16 protein-coding genes are annotated in these 15,712 nt (G+C 74.6%); 7 read left to right on the forward strand and 9 right to left on the reverse strand.

Translation table 11 applies throughout. From position 1 onward, the window contains the following. Window positions 1-11: 11 nt before the first annotated feature. The 5 genes from ACI79Y_RS08710 to ACI79Y_RS08730 are packed head-to-tail and all read right to left on the reverse strand — an operon-like array spanning window position 12 to window position 4,336. On the reverse strand, window positions 12-1,166 hold the full coding sequence (locus tag ACI79Y_RS08710; protein WP_457158090.1) for a cation:proton antiporter: 1,155 nt from the start codon (window positions 1,164-1,166) through the stop codon (window positions 12-14). Between the two features lie 9 nt (window positions 1,167-1,175). Next, entirely contained in the window at window positions 1,176-1,676 is a 501-nt protein-coding gene (locus tag ACI79Y_RS08715; RefSeq protein WP_457158091.1) for a cation:proton antiporter regulatory subunit, read from the reverse strand. A gap of 23 nt (window positions 1,677-1,699) precedes the next feature. Next, on the reverse strand, window positions 1,700-2,551 hold the full coding sequence (locus ACI79Y_RS08720) for an alpha/beta fold hydrolase (RefSeq protein ID WP_457158092.1): 852 nt from the start codon (window positions 2,549-2,551) through the stop codon (window positions 1,700-1,702). Window positions 2,552-2,573: 22 nt separating this feature from the next. After that, window positions 2,574-3,194, reverse strand: coding sequence for an FMN reductase (locus tag ACI79Y_RS08725; RefSeq protein WP_457158093.1), 621 nt, complete (start codon window positions 3,192-3,194; stop codon window positions 2,574-2,576). Next, on the reverse strand, window positions 3,191-4,336 hold the full coding sequence (locus tag ACI79Y_RS08730; protein ID WP_457158094.1) for an LLM class flavin-dependent oxidoreductase: 1,146 nt from the start codon (window positions 4,334-4,336) through the stop codon (window positions 3,191-3,193). Before ACI79Y_RS08730 ends, ACI79Y_RS08725 begins: the two co-directional genes overlap by 4 nt. Before the next feature lie 191 nt (window positions 4,337-4,527). On the opposite strand from ACI79Y_RS08730, the gene ACI79Y_RS08735 reads away from it, so the two are divergent. Continuing rightward, window positions 4,528-5,199, forward strand: a complete 672-nt coding sequence (locus tag ACI79Y_RS08735; protein WP_457158095.1) for a universal stress protein — start codon at window positions 4,528-4,530, stop codon at window positions 5,197-5,199. On the opposite strand, the gene ACI79Y_RS08740 is transcribed toward ACI79Y_RS08735, so the two are convergent. Both ACI79Y_RS08740 and ACI79Y_RS08745 read right to left on the reverse strand, forming a co-directional pair. Continuing rightward, window positions 5,172-6,335, reverse strand: a complete 1,164-nt coding sequence (locus ACI79Y_RS08740; RefSeq protein WP_457158096.1) for an acyl-CoA dehydrogenase family protein — start codon at window positions 6,333-6,335, stop codon at window positions 5,172-5,174. The genes ACI79Y_RS08735 and ACI79Y_RS08740 overlap by 28 nt on opposite strands. A 7-nt stretch (window positions 6,336-6,342) precedes the next feature. After that, window positions 6,343-7,518, reverse strand: coding sequence for an acyl-CoA dehydrogenase family protein (locus ACI79Y_RS08745; protein ID WP_457158097.1), 1,176 nt, complete (start codon window positions 7,516-7,518; stop codon window positions 6,343-6,345). A gap of 269 nt (window positions 7,519-7,787) precedes the next feature. On the opposite strand from ACI79Y_RS08745, the gene ACI79Y_RS08750 reads away from it, so the two are divergent. The 3 genes from ACI79Y_RS08750 (at window position 7,788) to ACI79Y_RS08760 (ending at window position 11,019) form a co-directional block, all read left to right on the forward strand. Beyond that, the gene (locus tag ACI79Y_RS08750; protein ID WP_457158098.1) at window positions 7,788-9,878 is read left to right on the forward strand and encodes a putative bifunctional diguanylate cyclase/phosphodiesterase; all 2,091 of its coding nucleotides are present in this window, start codon (window positions 7,788-7,790) and stop codon (window positions 9,876-9,878) included. A gap of 65 nt (window positions 9,879-9,943) precedes the next feature. Further along, on the forward strand, window positions 9,944-10,762 hold the full coding sequence (locus ACI79Y_RS08755) for an HDOD domain-containing protein (protein ID WP_457158099.1): 819 nt from the start codon (window positions 9,944-9,946) through the stop codon (window positions 10,760-10,762). Window positions 10,763-10,836: 74 nt separating this feature from the next. Next, the gene (locus ACI79Y_RS08760; RefSeq protein ID WP_457158100.1) at window positions 10,837-11,019 is read left to right on the forward strand and encodes a hypothetical protein; all 183 of its coding nucleotides are present in this window, start codon (window positions 10,837-10,839) and stop codon (window positions 11,017-11,019) included. Between the two features lie 22 nt (window positions 11,020-11,041). On the opposite strand, the gene ACI79Y_RS08765 is transcribed toward ACI79Y_RS08760, so the two are convergent. Then, the gene (locus ACI79Y_RS08765; RefSeq protein WP_457158101.1) at window positions 11,042-11,650 is read right to left on the reverse strand and encodes a TetR/AcrR family transcriptional regulator; all 609 of its coding nucleotides are present in this window, start codon (window positions 11,648-11,650) and stop codon (window positions 11,042-11,044) included. Window positions 11,651-11,727: 77 nt separating this feature from the next. On the opposite strand from ACI79Y_RS08765, the gene ACI79Y_RS08770 reads away from it, so the two are divergent. Both ACI79Y_RS08770 and ACI79Y_RS08775 read left to right on the forward strand, forming a co-directional pair. Next, complete coding sequence (locus ACI79Y_RS08770) at window positions 11,728-12,318, forward strand: dihydrofolate reductase family protein (protein ID WP_457158102.1); 591 nt, start codon at window positions 11,728-11,730, stop codon at window positions 12,316-12,318. 53 nt (window positions 12,319-12,371) lie between these two features. Beyond that, a complete protein-coding gene (locus ACI79Y_RS08775) occupies window positions 12,372-13,223 on the forward strand; it encodes a hypothetical protein (protein WP_457158103.1) in 852 nt (283 codons plus the stop codon). 9 nt (window positions 13,224-13,232) lie between these two features. On the opposite strand, the gene ACI79Y_RS08780 is transcribed toward ACI79Y_RS08775, so the two are convergent. After that, window positions 13,233-14,306, reverse strand: coding sequence for a DUF3616 domain-containing protein (locus ACI79Y_RS08780; protein ID WP_457158104.1), 1,074 nt, complete (start codon window positions 14,304-14,306; stop codon window positions 13,233-13,235). 333 nt (window positions 14,307-14,639) lie between these two features. On the opposite strand from ACI79Y_RS08780, the gene ACI79Y_RS08785 reads away from it, so the two are divergent. After that, window positions 14,640-15,701: an SDR family oxidoreductase gene (locus ACI79Y_RS08785; protein WP_457158105.1), complete on the forward strand. Its 1,062-nt coding sequence runs from the start codon at window positions 14,640-14,642 to the stop codon at window positions 15,699-15,701. Window positions 15,702-15,712 lie beyond the last annotated feature (11 nt).

Genomic DNA, 15,712 nt, shown 5'->3' on the forward strand with positions numbered 1-15,712 from the left:
CCCCGCGCCGCTCAGGCGGGCCGGAGCCGGGTCGACAACGGCTCGACGAACCGCGCCAGCACCGGCCCGCCGATCGCCAGCACCAGCACGTACCCGGTGGCCAGCGGCCCGACGTCGGTCAGCCCGGCGGTGACCGCCAGCCCGGCGATGACCACGGAGAACTCCCCGCGCGCCACCAGCGCCGCCCCGGCGCGCAGCCGGCCGGGCACCGCCACGCCGTCGCGGCGGGCGGCGAACCAGCCGGTGCCCAGCTTGGTGGCCGCGGTGACCAGCGCCAGCAGCAGCACGGCCGGCAGCACCGGCAGCAGGCCGCCCGGGTCGGTGGACAGCCCGAAGGCGACGAAGAAGGTCGCGGCGAACAGGTCGCGCAGCGGGGAGAGCACCGCCCGGGCCCGTTCGGCCAGCGACACCGGGACGGCGATGCCCACCAGGAAGGCGCCGACCGCGGCCGAGGCGCCCAGCGCCTGCGCCGCGCCGGCGACCAGCAGGGTCAGGCCGAACAGCCGCAGCAGCACCTGCTCGTCGTCCGGGTGGTCCAGTACCCGGCCCAGCCGGTGCCCGTGCCGGCTGGCGGCCAGCAGCACCAGCAGCACGGCGCCGCCGGCCAGCGCGACCCCGGCGACGGCCTGCAGCGGTCCGCCGCCGGCCAGCGCGACCACCAGCAGCGGGAGGAACAGCGCCATCGCGACGTCCTCCAGCACCAGGACCGACAGCACCGCGGGGGTCTCCCGGTTGCCCAGCCGGCCCAGGTCGCCGAGCAGCCGGGCGACGATCCCGGAGGAGGAGATCCAGGTGACGCCGGCCATCGCCAGCGCTCCCTGCCAGGGCAGCCCCAGCAGCAGGCCGGCGGCGAACCCCGGTGGTGCGTTGAGCAGCAGGTCGACCAGCCCCGAGGGTCCGTGCCGGCGCAGCGAGCCGAACAGCTCGGCGGCGGAGAACTCCAGGCCGAGCGCCAGCAGCAGCAGGACGACGCCGATCTCGGCGGCCGCCTCGAGGAACGGCTCGGCGGTGGTCAGCGGGGCGACCCCGCCCTCGCCGAGCGCGAGGGAGGCCAGCAGCACGAACGGGATGGGGGACAGCCCGAGCCGGCGGGCGAGCAGTCCCAGCGCCGACAAGCCGAGGAACAGCAGACCCAGCTCGACGAGGAGCGCCGCGACGTGCTCCACCGCCGGCTCTCAGGACTGGCCGGTGAGCAGTGCGGCGAAGGCGGCCAGGCCGGATCCCGAGCCGATCGCCACGAGCACGTCGCCCACCTGCAGCACCTGCTCCGGCCCGGGTGCGGTGACGACGTCACTGCCGCGGACCAGCGCCACGATCGAGCAGCCGGTCAGGGTGCGGGCGCGGGTGTCGCCCATCGGCCGGCCGGCGAACGGCGACCCGGCGGGCACGGTGACCCGGGTGGACTCCAGCCCGGGCACCTCGCGGGACAGGTCGGCGAACCGCTGGGTCACCCGGGGCGCGCCGAGCACCTCGGCGACCGCGGCCACCTCGTCGGCGTCCAGCTGGAGGACCTCCCGCGCCTGGTCGGGGTCGCGCCGGTCGTAGACGACCAGCTCCACCGCCCCCTCCCGGCGGACCACGATGCCGACCGGCTGGCCGGCCCGGGTGGTCAGCTCGTAGCGGACACCGACGCCGGGCAGCAGGGTCTCGACGAACTCCACGGGGCTCACCGTCACCGGCCCATCGTGGCAGTCGGGGGTCAGCGCGCGGGCGGGGGCCGCAGCGCCAGCTGGGTGCGCAGCGCGGCGACCAGGGCCAGCGGCTGGTCGAGCATCGGGTGGTGCCCGGCGGCGGGCAGCTCGACCACGGGCAGCGGCCCGGGGGTGAGGCCGGCCATCTCGGTGGCCATCTCCGCGGTGACCAGCCCGTGCGCGCAGCGCAGCAGGGTGGCCGGCCGGCGCAGCTGGGGGAGCAGGTCGCGCAGCCGCAGCCGGGTGCCGAAGAACTCCGGGTCGAAGGCCCAGGTCCACCCGCCGTCGACGGCGCGCAGCGAGCCGCGGGCGACGTGGTCGCGGACCTCCGGCAGGTACACCTCCTGCGGCGGCAGGGTGCGGAACCGCGCCATCGCCGCGTCCAGCGTGGGGTGCACCGTGTGCGGGCGGCGCCGCTCGCGCAGCCGGCTCTCGTCCGGGGGCGCGTCGTTGAGCGGGGAGTCGATGACCACCACGCCGCTGACCTCGGCCGGGTGCTCGACCGCGGCGGTGACCGCGACCCAGCCGCCCATGCTGTGCCCGACCACCAGCGGCCGGTCCAGCCCGGCGGACGCGGCGACCTCCACCACCTCGCGGGCCCACACCAACGGGTCGTACTCGGGGCGGTGGTCGCTGTCGCCGTGCCCGGTGAGGTCCAGGGCGACCACCCGGTGCCCGGTCAGCTGCGGGGCGACGTGGTCCCACCAGCCCGAGTGGGCGGCGCCGCCGTGCACCAGCACCACGCCCGGGGCGCCGGCCGGTCCCCAGGTGCGCACGTGCACGCGGGCGCCGGCCACCACGACGTCACGGTGCTCGGGCTGGGCGGCGAGGGCCTGGGTGAACCACGTCGGCGGGGTCATCCCCGGATCCTGCCCGACGGGGTCACCGGCCCTTCAGCAGCTCCTCGAAGGAGGTGGTCGGGTCGGCGAACGGGTCGGCCGGGCGGTCGCTGACCGGCCGGCCCGCGACCAGTCCGGCCAGCTCGCCGGCTGCCCGCTCGACCCGCTCGGCCAGCGACCGGTCGATCCCGCCGCCGGCCCAGTCCTCTGCGGCGGCGAAGACCCCGGTGGGCGCCGGCACCGCCCGCAGGTAGGCGAACAGGGGTCGCAGTGCGTGCTCCACGACCAGCGAGTGCCGCGCCGTCCCCGCGGTGGCACCCAGCAGGACCGGCTTCCCGATGAGCGCGTCCTTGTCCAGCACGTCGAAGAACGTCTTGAACAGCCCGGAGTAGCTGGCCGAGAAGACCGGGGTCACCGCGATGACGGCGTCCGCCCCGACGACGGTGTCGATCGAGGCCTGCAGGGGTTCGTTGGCGAAGCCCGTCGTCAGGTGGTCGGCCAGGTCGCGGGCGTGCCCGCGCAGCTCGACGAGCTCGACGGTGGCGTCGTCGCCGCGGTCGCGCAGCGCCTCGACCGTGGCTGCGGCGAGCCGGTCGGCCAGCAGCCGGGTCGAGCTGGGGGTGCTCAGCCCGGCGCTGACCACCGCGAGGGTTCGGGTGGTCATCGGGCCTGCGCTCCTTCCACGGTGCGCCCGGTGACGTCGTCGACGGCGGAGACCGACGAGTCGTGGGCACCACCGGCGGCTGCGACCAGCGAGGCGTGCGTCGGCGCCTCGGGGACGTGCGCCGGCTTGAGCGCGGCGAACTCCCGGCGCAGCACGGGCACGACCTCCTCGCCGAGGATGTCCAGCTGCTCGAGGACCGTCTTCAGCGGCAGCCCGGCGTGGTCGATGAGGAACAGCTGGCGCTGGTAGTCACCGACGTAGTCGCGGAAGCCGAGCGTCCGCTCGATCACCTGCTCCGGCGAGCCGACGGTCAGCGGGGTCTGGGTGCTGAACTCCTCCAGCGACGGGCCGCCGCCGTAGACCGGTGCCTTGTCGAAGTACGGGCGGAACTCCCGGACGGCGTCCTGCGAGTTCTTCCGCATGAACACCTGCCCGCCGAGCCCGACGATGGCCTGGTCGGCGGTGCCGTGGCCGTAGTGCTCGAACCGCCGGCGGTAGAACTCGACCATCCGCTGGGTGTGCTCGGCAGGCCAGAAGATGTGGTTGTGGAAGAAGCCGTCGCCGTAGTAGGCCGCCTGCTCGGCGATCTGCGGGCTGCGGATCGAGCCGTGCCACACGAACGGCGGGACGCCGTCGAGTGGGCGCGGCGTGGCGGTGAAGCCCTGCAGCGGCGTGCGGAACTGCCCCTGCCAGTCGACGACGTCCTCCCGCCACAGCCGGCGCAGCAGCTGGTAGTTCTCCACCGCGAGCGGGATGCCGTCGCGGATGTCCTTGCCGAACCAGGGGTAGACCGGGCCGGTGTTGCCGCGGCCCATCATCAGGTCGACGCGGCCATCGGCGACGTGCTGCAGGGTGGCGAAGTCCTCGGCGATCTTCACCGGGTCGGTGGTGGTGATCAGCGTCGTGGACGTCGACAGGATCAGCTCGTCGGTCCTCGCCGCGATGTAGCCCAGCGTGGTGGTGGGGGAGGAGACCACGAACGGCGGGTTGTGGTGCTGGCCCTGGGCGAAGACGTCCAGCCCGACCTCCTCCGCCTTGCGCGCGATCGTGATCAGCGACTTGATCCGCTCGGCCTCGGTGGGCGCGCGACCCGTGGTCGGGTCGGGCGTCACGTCGCCGACGGTGAAGACCCCGAACTGCATGGCGTGCTCCCTCTCGTCCGAACTGCACTGGTTGAAAGCACAACTATTGTCGTGGAACCGTACCGGCCCGCAGTCCATTCCCGCGCGGTGGTGGGGCCAAGGGCCCTACGGTCGGGGCCCTACGGCCGGGGACCTACGGCCGGGGACCTGCCGCACCCCCGGGCCGGCGGCCGAGCGGGGATGGTGGGGACGTGCCGACGTTCCTCTGGGTGCTCATCGTCCTCGCCGTCTGGGTCACCGCCGGCGTCGTCGCGGTCGTGGTGCTGCTCGGCCGGCAGGGGCACCGCACCGGGCGGTGGTGGCTGCCGGGGGTGGTGCTCGGCCCGCTCTTCCTGCCGATCGCGGCAGAGCGGGGACGCCACGGTGTGGTCGTGCTGGACCGCCGGTCGGCGCGCGGCGGTAACCCGGAGGAGCCGGGTCCGGGGCGGACCGTCCTGGTCGCGGTCGACGGGTCGCGCGAGTCCGACCAGGCGGTCCGGGACGCGGCCCGGCTGCTCGGCGGGGCGGGGACGCGGTTCGTGCTGATCACCGTCGTCGACCCGGACGTCGCCGAGTTCGACGACGCCGACGTCCGCGCCGCGGCGCACGACCTGCTGGCCGAGCGGGCGCGCTGGCTGGGCACCGCCACCGAGCCGGTGCTGGAGATCGGCTGCGGCCGGCCCAGCCGGGTGCTGGTCGACGTGGCCCGGACCGAGGGCGCGGACGTGCTGATGCTGGGCCGCCGGGGACAGGGCCTGTCGCAGCGGGTGCTGGGCAGCGTCGCGGAGCAGGTCGCCAGGCAGGCGACGACGCCGGTGCTGCTGGCCGGCCCACCGGAGGCGGGTGTGCGGCAGGCTCAGCCCAGCGGGTCGACCGCCGGGTAGGAGTCGACCGAGGCGGCGAGCCGGGACAGCGCCCAGTCGCCGTCGCCGAGCAGGTGGTCGATCGCGACGAGCCGGCTGGTGCAGTGGCCCACCGAGTACTCGGCGGTCACGCCGATGCCACCGTGCAGCTGGATCGCCTCCTCGCCGATGTGCCGGCCGGCCCGGCTGACCTGCAGCCGGGCGCGGTCCGCGGCGGCGACCACGTCGCCGTCGGCGTCGACCACCAGGGTCGCCCACAGGGCCGTGCTGCGCGCCAGCTCCAGGGAGACGTACATGTCCGCCGCTCGGTGGGTCAGCGCCTGGAACCTGCTCAGCGGGACGCCGAACTGCCGACGCGTCCTCAGGTGCTCCGCCGTGGTGGTCAGCGCGGTCTCCATCGCACCGAGCGCCTCGTGCCCGTACGCCACCCGGGCCCGGGCCTGGGCCCGCTCGACGGCGGCCGCCTGGTCGGCGGTCCCCTCGCCCAGCGGCTCGGCCGGGGTGCCGGCGAAGGTGACCTTCGCCGAGCGGGTGCCGTCGTGGTTGCGGTGGCCGGTCCGGGTGAGACCGGCGGCGTCGCCCTGGACCAGGAACAACCGGGAGGCGCCGGGGGCGCCTCCGGACGAGACCAGCGCGCTGACCACCAGCAGATCGGCGCGGGCGCCGTTCGGCACCGGCTCCTTGACCCCGGTCAGCGTCCAGGCACCGCCGGCCCCGTCGTCGGCGCGGCGCGCGGTGACCGACCGGGCCACCGGCTCCCACCGGGTGCCGATCTCGGCGTGCGCGAAGGCCGGCAGCAGCCGACCCTCGGCGAGCGCGCCGAGCACCTGCGCCCGCTGGGCGCCGCTGCCCAGGTCGGCCACCAGCCCGCCGGCGAGGACGACGGCCTCGACGAAGGGCTCCGGGGCCAGCACCCGGCCGATCTCCTCGGCGACGATCGACACCTCGACCGGGCCGGCGCCCATCCCGCCGTCGGCCTCGGCGAACGGGAGCCCGAGCAGACCCATCTCGGCCAGCCGGCTCCAGGTCTTCTCGTCGAAGCCGGGCTCGGTGGCGACCACCGCCCGGCGCTGCTCGCTGTCGCCGTACGCGCGGCTCAGCAGTGCTCGTGCCGCCTCGCGGAGGGCGTTCTGCTCGTCGTCGTAGCTGAAGTCCACGGTCAGGTCACAGTCCCAGGATCGAGCCGGCGATGATGGTGCGCTGCACTTCGTTGGAACCCCCGTAGATCGAGACCTTGCGGTGGTTCAGGTAGTGCGGTGCGGCGACCTGCGCCCACTCGGGGACGTCGGAGTCCGCACCGGTGAACGAGGCGACCGCCAGCGGTCCGGCGATGTCGACCAGGAGCTCGGTGGCCGCCTGCTGCAGCTCCGAACCGCGCAGCTTGAGCACCGAGGACGCCGGGTGCGGCTTGCCGTCGGCGGAGGTGGCGACCACCCGCAGCGCGGTCAGCTCCAGGGCGAGCAGTTCGTTCTCCAGCTCGGCGATCCGGGCCCGGACGTAGGGGTCCGCCGCCAGCGGGGCCCCGTTGACCGTGATGCCGCGGGCGTGCTCCTTGGCGTCGATGAGCATCCGCTTGGTCGACCCGATCCGGGCGATGCCGACCCGCTCGTTGCCGAGCAGGAACTTGGCGTAGTCCCAGCCGCGGTTCTCCTCGCCGACGAGGAGCTCCCGCGGCACCCGGACGTCTTCGAAGAAGACCTCGTTGACCTCGAACCCGCCGTCGAGCAGCTCGATCGGCCGCAGCGTCACCCCGGGGGAGTCCATCGGGAAGAGCAGCAGCGAGATGCCGCGCTGCTTCTTCTCCGCGGTCGGGTCGGTGCGCACCAGGCAGAAGATCCAGTCGGCGTGCTGCCCGAGCGTCGTCCAGGTCTTCTGACCGTTCACCACCCAGTCGTCGCCGTCGCGGACGGCGGTGGTGCGCAGCGAGGCCAGGTCGGAGCCCGCGTCGGGCTCGGAGAAGCCCTGGCACCACCAGATGTCCAGGTTGGCGGTGGCGGGCAGGAAGCGCTCCTTCTGCTCCTGCGAGCCGAAGGTGGCGATGACCGGGCCGATCATGCTGGCGTTGAAGGCCAGCGGTTCGGGGACGCCGGCCAGCTGCATCTCCTCGCGCCAGATGTGGCGCTGCAGCGGCGTCCAGTCCCGGCCGCCCCACTCGACCGGCCAGTGCGGCACGGCCAGGCCCGCCGCGTTGAGGACCTGCTGAGCCTGGACGAACTGCTCCTTGGTCAGTTCGCGGTGGGCCATGACGGCCTCCCGGATCGACTGCGGCACCGAGGTGGTGAAGAAGGTGCGCAGCTGGTCCCGGAACGCTTCGTCCTCCGGTGACAGGTGCAAGCGCATGGGAGCCCCATTCCCGACGGCGGCTCTGCCGTCTGTGACGTGGATCCCAACATCCCACACCGGCTACCGATGGGTAACCGGGGGTCTCCGGCCGCCCGTCCGGCGCGGACGATAGGAGCCGGCCGGTGGCGGTGACCACCCGTGCTCGGGCGCCGGTGCACCCCGCCCGAAGGGGGGAACCGGCCCCAGATCGGCTGGAGCCCGGATCGCCGGAGGACGAAGGTGGGCGCAGGACGCGGCACCGCGCCCGGGGCGGAGCGGAGGACGACGTGGCAGCGAGAGCACCGGTGGCGGGCGACCAGCCCTCGCCGGAGGTGGTCGCCGCCGTCTTCCACGGGGTCTCGGTCAGCTCCTCCAGCGCCATCCTGGTCGTGGAGCGCACCGGCGGCGTCGCCCGCGTGGCCTGGAGCAACGAGAAGGCCGTCGCGGTGCTCGGCTACGCGCAGGAGGACCTGCGGGCGCTCCCGGTCGACCAGCTGCTCCCCTCCCTGCGGGGCGGTGAGCTGCGCCTGCTGCTGCGCCTGCTGCTGCGCCGGGAGCGCGCCGTCGTCATGACCCTGCCGGTGCGCTGCGCCAGCGGGGAGTCGCTCGAGTGCTCGGTCTCCGCGGTGCCGGCGCCCGGCGGCCGGCGCTGGACCCTGCGGCTGGGGGCCACGTCCAACGAGGCCGAGCGGGCGCTGCGCGCGACTGCCGACGCGCACGAGCGGCGCTTCGCCACCCTCACCGAGCGCTCGCCGATCCCCACGCTCCTCTCCGAGCAGGGCATGCGGCTGGCCCACGTCAACGACGCGTTCTGCGCGCTGGCCGGGCAGCAGGCCGAGGAGCTGCTGGGCACCGGCTGGATGGACGTCGTCCACCCCGACGACCTCGACGAGGTGATCGAGCAGGCCACCGGGGTGCTCCTCGGCGGAGAGGACGGCACCGAGGGGGAGGCGCAGGCCCGGCTGGTCCGCCCCGACGGGACCGAGCTCACCACCGTCATCCGCTTCGCGCACCTGTTCACCCCCGGTGTCGGCGCGGGCTTCGTCGGCACCATCGAGGACATCACCGAGCGGCTGGCCTTCGAGGCCCGGCTGGCCCACCAGGCCAACCACGACCCGCTGACCGGGCTGCCCAACCGCACGCTGCTCGCCGACCACGTCAGCACCTGGTTCGTGCCCGGCGCCGGCGGGCTGGCCTGCATCTTCCTCGACCTGGACAACTTCAAGGTCGTCAACGACTCCCTCGGCCACGCCGCCGGTGACGAGCTGCTGGTCGAGGTCGCCTCGCGGCTGCGGGCCACCGTGCGCCCCGGGGACCTGGTCGCCCGGTTCGGGGGTGACGAGTTCGTCGTCGTCTGCCAGCAGGTCAGCGAGGCCGACGCGGTCGCCCTGGCCGAGCGGATCGGGGCGCAGCTGCGCCGGCCGGTCCGCCTGGGCGGCGTGGACCTGCGGCCGCAGGCCAGCGTCGGGGTCACCGTGCAGACCGCCGAGCACCAGGCCGCGGAGGAGCTGATCCGCGACTGCGACATCGCCATGTACCAGGCGAAGTCCGGCGGCAAGGGCCGGATCACCGTGCTGGACTCCGACGCCCGGGCGCAGGCCCGGGACAAGCTGCGGCTGGTCGCCGAGCTGCGGTCGGCGATCGAGCGGCGCGAGGTCACCCTGATGTACCAGCCGATCTTCGACGCCGTCGTGGGCACGGCGACGTCGGTGGAGTCGCTGGCCCGGTGGCAGCACGCCGAGCGCGGCGCGATCAGCCCCAGCGTCTTCGTGCCGCTGGCCGAGGAGAGCGGCCTGGTCGCCGGCCTCGGGTTGCTGGTGCTCGACGAGACCTGCCGGCAGCTGGCCGAGTGGGACCGGGAGCTGGGCGCCGCGGCCCCGCACCGGGCGCACGTGAACGTCTCCGCGCTCCAGCTCGACGGCAACCTGCACGACCACGTGGCCTCCGCGCTCCGCCGGCACCGGCTGTCCGCCGACCGGCTGTCGGTCGAGATCACCGAGTCGGCGCTGATGAAGGACCCGGCCGCGGCCCGCGCGGTGCTGCAGTCGCTGCGGGACCTGGGCTGCCAGATCTCCATCGACGACTTCGGCACCGGCTACTCCTCGCTGGCCTACCTGCGGCACCTGCCGGTGGACTGCCTCAAGGTCGACCGGTCCTTCGTCGCCGAGCTCGCCGACGGGCACGCCGAGATCACCTCCGCGGTGATCGCGCTGGCGCACAACCTGGGGCTGTGCACGGTCGCCGAGGGCGTGGAGACCCCCGCACAGGCCCGCCTGCTCGCCGAGCTCGGGGCCACCTACCTGCAGGGGTTCAGCCTGGCTGCTCCCCTGGCCGGCGCCGAGGCGACCGCCTGGTTCGCCGCGGCCGCCCGCCGGTGACCGCCTCACGCGAGCCCGGTCCCAGCCCGGCCCGCCTTCCCCGACCCGCCAGACCTGGAGCCGTCGTGACCACCCCCCTCGCCGCCGCGCCGACGTTCGACCTCGAGCGCGTGCTGGCCAGCATCGACACGATGGCCGCGCAGCGTCCCGTGGCCGCGCAGATCGTCTCGGTCGCCAACTCCGACCAGGCCAGCGCCAAGGAGCTCTCCCGCATCCTCAGCGCCGACGTCGCGCTCGCCGGCCGGGTGATGAAGCTGGCCAACTCCGCCTTCTACGGGATGCGCGGCCGGGTCACCTCGCTGCAGTTCGCGGTCACCGTGATCGGCTTCGCCACCGTGCGCACCATGGCCACCGTCGCGCTCACCGACCTGGACGACGAGTCGCGGTTGCCCGACGACTTCTGGGAGCTCAGCACGAACGTCGCGCTGGCCGCCTCGACGCTGGCCCCGCGGTTCGCAGAACGGCCGCAGGACGCGCTGTGCCAGGGGCTGCTGGCCCAGATGGGCGTGGCCCTCCTGCACCACAACGACCCGCAGGGCTACCCGGAGCTGTGGGCGGGCCACCGCTCCTTCACCGGGCGGCGCACGGCGGAGGTCCAGCGGTACGGCATCTCCGCGCTGCGGCTGACCGCGGTGGCGCTGGAGCAGTGGGGCTTCCCGCCGGACATGGTCACCCCGCTCAAGCAGGTCGACGACCTCGGGTCGTTCGCCGGGGCCCTGCTGCGGGCCGCCTTCGAGGTCGGCGCCCGCTTGACCGACGACGACCACGAGGAGCAGAGCATCACCGGGTTGACCTGCGGGCAGCTGCGGGAACGCGACGTGCTGCCGATCCTCTCCCAGGTGCGCGTGGACGCCGAGGAGCTGCGCAGCGCCCTGCTGAGCTAGGCAAGGTGTCCCTGCTGAGGGAGCCGCTCGCGGGCTACGGTGCTGCTGGGGGTGCCGTGGACCGTCGAGATCGAGTGCGTCAGTCGCTGCTGCTCGGGCCGGGCATCGTGTTCCTCGTCGTCGGCCTCGTGGACCTGTTCCGGGACCTGACCGCGCTCGGCTTGATCCTCACGGCGATCGGCCTGGTGCTCCTGGTCGCCTACGCCTGGCCGGTGCTGCGTCGCAGTCCGCCCTCGGGGACACGCGCCCACGAGTAGCGCGAAGCGCACGACGACAGGGTCACTGGTCGCCGGTGCGGTCGGGGCCGGCTCCGGCCGCCGCCCGGTGCGCGCCGAGCAGCCGGGTGGCCTTCTTGGCGATCGACACCGGATCACGCTGGGGGTCGAGCGGGATCGTCAGGTGGTCGAGCAAGATGCCGTTCACCAGGTGGTGCAGCAGGAGGACCACCGGCTGCCCGCCCACGAGACCGCGGCCGTCGTGGAACGTGACGTCGTCGTCCAGACCCCGACGCAGGAAGGGAGCGAGGGCCGCGAAGACGTCGGGCGACCGCGAGGCCTCGAGCCGCAGCTCGATGAGGGCGCGCGCCAGGTCGGGATCGGTGGTGAGCCGCTCGACGACGTAGCCCACGTACTCCGCCAACGCGTCCCGGTCCGGCACCAGCTCGAGCTGAGCGAGGCGCGCGGTGTCCGGGGCGAGCCGGTCGAAGATCCGCTGGGCCATGGCGAGCAGCAGGGCCGCGCGGGTCGGGAAGTAGTTGGCGCAGGTGCCCGGTGGCACGTCGGCGAGCGCGTCGACGGCCCGGTGGGTGAGCGCACGGCTGCCGTTGCGGCCGAGGATCTGCAACGCGGCGTCGGTGACGGCCGACCGGCGGCGGGGGTTCGACACCATGCCGCCACGGTACGCGAACCACCACAGGTGTTGTAGGTTGCCGGAACCAGCACACCTGTTGTGATCGGAGCGTGCCCGTGCGCCAGCTCGTGTACTACGTCGCCACCTCGATCGACGGGTTCATCGCCGACCCGGCGGGCGACTTCTCGCACTTCCCCGTGCGGCCGGAGACCCTGGCGGACCTCTTCACCCGTCACCCCGAGACCTGCCCCGCGCACCTGCGCGACGCGCTCGGCGTGACGGCGGCACCCCGCCGCTTCGACACCGTCCTGATGGGAAGCCGGACCCACGCGCCGGCCGTGGCGGCGGGCCTGCGCGACGGTGCCTACCCGCACCTGCGGCAGATCGTCGTGACCCACCGCTCCCTCGACGGCTCGTCCGCCGTCGAGACCCTGGCCGGCGACGTGGCCGCCCGGGTCGCCGAGCTGAAGGCCGAGCCCGGCCGGGACATCTGGTTGTGCGGCGGTGGGGACCTCGCCGGCCAGATCGTCGACCTCATCGACGAGATCCAGCTGAAGGTCAACCCGGTGCTGCTCGGCGACGGCGTGCCGCTGTTCCGGGGCGGCGGGCGAACCCGCTATCTCCAGGCCGTCGGGGTCGAGCAGCTGCCCGGCGGGGTCGTGCTCGCGACCTACGCGGCGCCGTCGATCGACACCCCCGGCCGGTAGCGCCGGCCGGCCGTCCCCGGCACGCGACGCCGGTCGGGGGGACAGTGGAGGGCGTGTACGACTCGGGATCCTTCGATGCGGACTTCATGGCCCTGCTGGCCCGCGAGGTGCTGCGCGAGCGCGCCGGTGCGCTGATCGCCGAGGCCTGCGCCTGGGCGGTGGGGCTGTCCGACCAGCCGCACCACCTGCGGGTGCGCGGCCGGGTGGTGAGCACCGGGCTGACCATCGGCGCCCGCGCCGTCACCGGCCAGCCGCTCTCCGGTGAGGAGGACGGCCGGCTGGAACTGGGTGACGCCCGGCCGGGCAGCTTCCAGGACGCCCTCAACGCGGTCACCGCCGACGGCACGCTGGTCGCCGAGCGCTTCGACCGGGAGGTGATCGAGCCGTTCACCCTGGAGACCTGCGTGCTCGCCGCCGAACGCGCCCGGGACACCCGCGCGGCGGCGTGGGCGGAGCTGCTCGACGAGCTCGGCGAGGACGGCCGGGACCTGGTCGAGGTGGTCCGCGTGGGGGAGTGGGAGGCGCCGCTGCGGATCGACGCCGAGCACCTCGTGCTCGCCGCCATCGGGAGCGCACCACTGGTGCAGGTGGAGGCCGAGGGGCTGCCGCTGTCGCTGGTGCGGGCCGCGGAGGCGGTCACCCGCGCGGCCGCCCCCGCCCCGCCCGCACCCGACCCGACGCGGGACGACCTCGCCGGCGCGCTGTTCCTCGCCGAGGCCGCCGTCCGGGAGTCCGGCCTGACCCTGCCGGTGCCACCGGCCCAGGCCGACCGGCTGCTGGACCTGCTGCTCGCCGAGGGGCTGCTCCCGGAGGAGGTGCCGACCCTGCTCGCCTCGCTGCCGGTCGAGCCGGCCACCGCCGCGGAGGTGCGGGCGACGGTCGCCACCCTCGGGCCCGGGCTCTGAACCCTCGGGTCAGCGGGCAGGCAGCCGCACCACGTCGGCGGTGACGCCGCCGGCGTCGTCCAGCCGGGACGGCGCCGGGCTGTCGTAGACCACCAGCAGCCGGGCGTCGTCGCCCGGCAGCAGCCCGATCCCCTCGGCGTGGTCGTCGCCGACCCCGAAGGGCAGGTCGACCTCGCGGGTGAGCTGCTCGCCGCGCACCACCTGCGGTGTCTCGGCGGTCAGCGCCCCGTGCCAGCGGAACACGTGCACCGGCCCGTCGAGGTCCATCGTCGGGCCGGTCAGCACCAGCAGGTCCTCGCCGTGCGGGCACAGGTCGCGCACGCCCAGTCCGGCCAGGTCCAGCACGTGCTTGCGGTACCGGCGGCCGCCGGCGAACGGCTTCAGCAGCAGGCGCCCGGGCGCCGCCGGGTCCGGCTCCGGGCGCAGCTCCAGGACGACGGCCCAGCCGCGCAGCACCGGGCCGCGCAGCCCCAGGTACACCCGGTCACCAGCCACTGCGATGCCCTCGACGTCCAGCCCGTTGTCCTTGCCCGGGAGGGGCAGGAACGGGGCGAGGTGCTCGTCGTCGGCGAGCAGGTCCCGCAGATCAGGGCCGGTGGCACCGAAGACCGCCGCGGTGTGCCGGGTGCCGTCGACGGTCAGTTCGGGCACCGGGGTCGGCAGACCGTCGACCTCGGCGACCGGCAGCCGCACGATCACCTGCCGGTTGACCTGCCCGGTCACCTTCGCCAACCGGCGCAGCGCCTTGTCGCCGTCGTGCTTGTCCTTGATCCGCTTGCGCCGCAGGCTGTGCGACCCCACCGCCCACAGGAAGTGGCCGGCGCGGGCCAGCCCCTCGACGTCGGCCTCCTCGTCCTCGGCGCCGGGGAGGTCCACGAGGTCGGCCAGCCGGAAGGTGGTCTCGTCGCCGTAGCCGGTGGGGTGCACGGGGTCGTCGGCGACGAGCCGTTCGATCGTCGCGGTCTCGTCGCCGGCGACCCACAACACCGGGCCGTCGCTGCGGACGGCGGAGAGGTTGGTGTGGGTCTGCGCCGCGCGCGAGGCAGAACCGAAGGACAACCGGACGGTGCGTTCGACGGTCACGCCGGTCAGCCTGGCACGCCGACCCGGGCGACCGGGAGCCCCCGGGCCCGGGGCGCCGTTGCGGGCGCATCGTCCTCCTGCGGGGGCAGTCGGCCGGTTCGCTCGGCGCCGTCGTGAGCGAGGTGCGCGGCCAGGTGCGTGCCGGCAGCTCGGGTCCCGGGTGCGGCAACGCCCACGGCCGCGGCGAGCCGCGCAGGGAGAAGTCGCCGATCGGCGAGCTCGTCGGCTGATCCGGGCCGGACGGGGCGAGCGCCACAGCCGTTTCCCGGTTCGCCGTCGCGCCGGCGGGCATGGACGCCCTCGGACGATCGGCGAGACGAGGGGTGCAGCGGGATGGCGGAACAGGGCAGCGTGCTGGTGACCGGCGCGGGCGGGGTGATCGGGGCGCACGCCGCGGCGGAGTACGCCCGACGGCCGGGCTGGCGGGTGCGCGGGGTCAGCCGGCGCACCCCGCGGGAGGCCGGCTGGGAGCACCTGGCCGTGGACCTGCGTGACGCCTCGGCGGCGCGGGACGGCCTGCGTGCGGCCGCGGACACCACCCACCTGGTGTTCGGCGCCTACGCCGAGCGGCCGACGGCCCGGGAGCTGTCGGAGGTCAACGTCGGGATGCTCCGCAACACCCTCGACGGGCTGGCCGCCGCCGGGGCACCGCTGGAGCACGTGACGCTGTACCAGGGCGGCAAGGCCTACGGCGCGCACATGGGGTTCTTCAACACCCCGGCCAAGGAGAGCGACCCGCGGATCGTCCAGCCGAACTTCTACTACGACCAGGAGGACCTGCTCCGCGAGGTCGCCGCCGAGCGCGGGTTCCGGCTCACCGTGCTGCGGCCCGAGGGGGTCATCGGCTACGCCGTCGGCAACCCGATGAACCTGCTCATGGTGATCGCCGTGTACGCCGCGATCAGCAAGGAGCTCGGCCAGCCGCTGCGCTTCCCGGGCAGCCTCGCCGCCTACGACGCCCTGTACCAGGTCACCGACGCCGAGCTGCTGGCCCGCGCCACCGTGTGGGCCGGGAGCGAGCCGGCCGCCGACGGCGAGGTCTACAACGTGACCAACGGCGACCAGCTGCGCTGGCGGCACCTGTTCCCGGCCTTCGCCCGGGCCTTCGGGATGGAGCCGGCCGAGCCGCAGCCGGTGCCGCTGGCCGAGGCGATGGCCGGCCGCCGCGACGTGTGGGAGCGGCTGGTGGCCCGGCACGACCTGGTGCCCACCCCCTACGAGGACCTGGTCGGCTGGGAGTTCGGGCAGTTCATCTTCACCAGCGGCTTCGACAACGTCAGCTCCACGATCAAGCTGCGCCGGGCCGGGTTCGCCGACTGCCTGGACACCGAGGACCGGTTCGTCGAGCTGTTCGAGCAGCTCGCCGCCCGGAAGGTCATCCCACCGCTGCGCTGAGCCGGCGCACC

The organism is Modestobacter sp. SYSU DS0875, from assembly GCF_054050915.1.